The sequence below is a fragment of the Trinickia sp. genome, from assembly GCF_036503415.1.
Classification (GTDB): Bacteria; Pseudomonadota; Gammaproteobacteria; order Burkholderiales; family Burkholderiaceae; genus Trinickia.
Window position 1 is genome coordinate 1 of the sequence record NZ_DASXWY010000178.1, and the last position, 2,683, is coordinate 2,683.

The 2,683-nt window shown below is 64.5% G+C and carries 4 protein-coding genes; 1 reads left to right on the forward strand and 3 read right to left on the reverse strand.

Features of this window, described 5'->3' with window-relative positions:
* The 3 genes from VGL01_RS21825 to VGL01_RS21835 form a co-directional block, all read right to left on the reverse strand.
* Nucleotides 1-429 (reverse strand): BON domain-containing protein (locus VGL01_RS21825; RefSeq protein ID WP_331573081.1); only part of this gene is annotated, 429 nt, incomplete at its 3' end.
* Nucleotides 430-454: 25 nt separating this feature from the next.
* Nucleotides 455-1,045 carry an SIS domain-containing protein gene (locus VGL01_RS21830; RefSeq protein ID WP_331573083.1) on the reverse strand — a complete coding sequence of 197 codons (591 nt, stop codon included), beginning with the start codon at nt 1,043-1,045 and terminating at the stop codon, nt 455-457.
* Between the two features lie 93 nt (nt 1,046-1,138).
* Nucleotides 1,139-1,603, reverse strand: a complete 465-nt coding sequence (locus VGL01_RS21835) for a YraN family protein (protein ID WP_331573085.1) — start codon at nt 1,601-1,603, stop codon at nt 1,139-1,141.
* On the opposite strand from VGL01_RS21835, the gene rsmI reads away from it, so the two are divergent.
* Complete coding sequence (gene rsmI, locus VGL01_RS21840; protein ID WP_331573087.1) at nt 1,602-2,480, forward strand: 16S rRNA (cytidine(1402)-2'-O)-methyltransferase; 879 nt, start codon at nt 1,602-1,604, stop codon at nt 2,478-2,480. The genes VGL01_RS21835 and rsmI overlap by 2 nt on opposite strands.
* Nucleotides 2,481-2,683: the final 203 nt, after the last annotated feature.

A 2,683-nucleotide genomic window follows, 5' to 3' on the forward strand; every position in this document is an offset into this window, starting at 1 on the left:
CGCCGTCTTCACACGCGCAACCAGATAGGAATCATTGGCGCGATCCGTGAAATCGCTCTTCGGCGCCACCGCGAGCTCATTGATCACCGCATCGACATTGTTGATCGCCTTCACAATGGCCTCGGCAAGCTGCTTGGACCGATCGTCCGGCACCTCGCCCGTCAGCAGCACCCGCCGATTGAACACGGTCACATCGACATGCGAGCCATCGGGAAGATCGCTCGATATCTGCGAATACGCCTTGACCTGAATCTCGCGATCCTCGGTCTGCGCGCCCAGCGTGCGCCGGTCCGTCGCCATCAACGCCCCGCCGCCCGCAGCACCGGCCACGGCCAGCACGCAACCCTGCAACGTTACGGCGAGCGACGCCGCCATCCCCGCAGCGAGCATCGCCCGCACCAGCGTCTTCGTGACGCGATTCGCGTTCATCAACGAACTCTCCCTTCTACGTTGGTCAGTCTTCGCCAAGCAACATGGCATCGATGCCGTCACACAGGCAATGAATGGTGGTCAAGTGCACTTCGCGGATGCGCGCCACACGCTCGGTCGGCGCGCACAAATGAATATCGGTCTCGGACATCGACTCGGCAATCTTGCCGCCCGCCGCTCCGGTCAGCGCAATCACGAACATCTCGCGCTCATGCGCCTCGCCAATCGCAGCGAGCACGTTAGCCGAATCGCCCGTCGCGGTCACGGCCAACAAGATGTCGCCGGCATGTCCCAATGCACGAACCTGCCGCGCAAACACGGCTTCGAAACCGCCCTCCTCGTCGGCAAGCGCGGTCAACACGGCCGCATCGGCCGTCAGCGCAATCGCAGGCAGCCCTGGGCGCTCGCGCTCGAAGCGAGCAGTCAACTGCGCGGCAAAACGCTGAGCCTCCACCGCGGAAACGCCGCTGCCGCACGCCAAAATCTTGTTGCCGTTCGCCAGCGCGCCGAACATCGTATCGACTGCGGCCGCAATCGGCATCGCTAGCGCATTCATCGCTTCGAGTTGCAGGGCCGCGCTATCGCGGAAATGCTGTTGAATCCGTTCGACTGACATCGGTTCTCTACTTGTTCGGCACGCCTTCGCGCACCGGTTGCCGCATTGCATCGCATCAGCGCGCAAGTTTAACGCACTCGCTCGACATCACCCTTAGCTAAAACCGTCGGCTCGAAAAGCATCGCGCAACCAGGCGATGCGTCGGCCATCGTACGCGACGATATCGAAGCGGCACGCACTCGTCGTATCGCCCCGCTTCGCCAGAAAATATTGCGCGGCACGCACGATCCGCCGTTGCTTCTCCCGCCCGACGCTCGCCACGGCCCCGCCATACCGGCTGCCCGCCCGCGCGCGCACTTCGACGAAAACCAGCACGCCGTCGGGCTCTCGCATGACAAGATCGATCTCTCCGCCTCGACACGTGACATTGCGCGCGACGAAACGCAGCCGCTGACGCTGCAAGTACTCGAGCGCAAAACCTTCGAATACGCTGCCAAGCCTCTTCGACTGAGCTCGCCCGCAAAAGTTGTCGTGCGGCCCCGCCACCGCACGTCGTTCATCGCCAGCCCCGTGGCACAATGGCGGCCTCGCTTCGCACGGCAGCGCCCTTCGTTTCATGTCCGACCTCCTCGAACTCGCGCAGCGCCAGCAGTACCCGGCCGCGACGCTTTACGTCGTTGCGACGCCAATCGGCAACGCCGCCGACATCACGTTGCGCGCGCTGCATCTGCTCGGCCTCGTCGATCGCATCGCGGCCGAAGACACGCGCAACACGGCACAGTTGCTGGGCCTCTACGGCATAAGCAAGCCGCTCGTCGCGGTCCACGAACACAACGAGCGCGCATCGGCCGAACGCATCGTCGAACAACTGCGCGCGGGCGAGCGCATCGCCTACGTCTCGGACGCCGGCACGCCGGGCATCTCGGATCCCGGTGCAAAACTCGTCGAAGCGGTGCGAGAGGCGGGCTTCGGCGTCGTACCGCTGCCAGGAGCAAGCGCAATCACAACGGCCCTCTCAGTCGCCGGCGATTGGGCCGCAACGTTCACATTCCTCGGCTTCATGCCGTCCAAGACGAAGCAACGCGCAGCGTTCCTGCAGCCGCTCGTCAACCACACGCGCGCGATGGTGTTCTACGAAGCCCCGCATCGCATCGGCGAAACGGTCCAGGCGCTCGCCGATGCATTCGGCGGCGCGCGGCGCATCCTGATCGCACGCGAGTTGACGAAACTACATGAGTCGCTTCACGCGTGCACCTTGGCCGAAGGGCCAACGTGGCTCGCGGACGACGCAAACCGCCAACGCGGAGAGTTCGTGCTGGTCGTGGAAGGGGCGATGGCGGAGCAAGGCAGCGACGACGCCACTGCGCACGATGCGCTGCTGGCCCTGCTGCTGGAGGAAATTCCGGTGAGCGGCGCGGCCCGTGTCGCGGCGGCGATTACGGGGGCCTCGCGTCATGCGCTCTACGCACGCGCGCTGGAACTCAAGAAAGACTGAGAAAAACAGACGAGAGACAAGAACGACGAAGGGCCGCACTCGGCAGCCCTTCGATCAAACCAACGCTCGAGCGTGTATCAAGGATGCGCCGGCACCATGTCCCGTTGCGGACCGGCCGAAGCCAGCACCTCGGCACGGCTCGCCTGCGCTTCTTCCTGCGTGAGCCCCTGAATCTGCACGTGGGCCGTCCCGGCCGTTTGCAG

What these genes read in the sequence shown, in the direction of transcription:
- VGL01_RS21830 (WP_331573083.1), bottom strand. Translation starts at nt 1,045, where the DNA reads ATGTCAGTCGAACGGATTCAACAGCATTTCCGCGATAGCGCGGCCCTG.
- rsmI (WP_331573087.1), top strand. Translation starts at nt 1,602, where the DNA reads ATGTCCGACCTCCTCGAACTCGCGCAGCGCCAGCAGTACCCGGCCGCG.
- VGL01_RS21835 (WP_331573085.1), bottom strand. Translation starts at nt 1,603, where the DNA reads ATGAAACGAAGGGCGCTGCCGTGCGAAGCGAGGCCGCCATTGTGCCAC.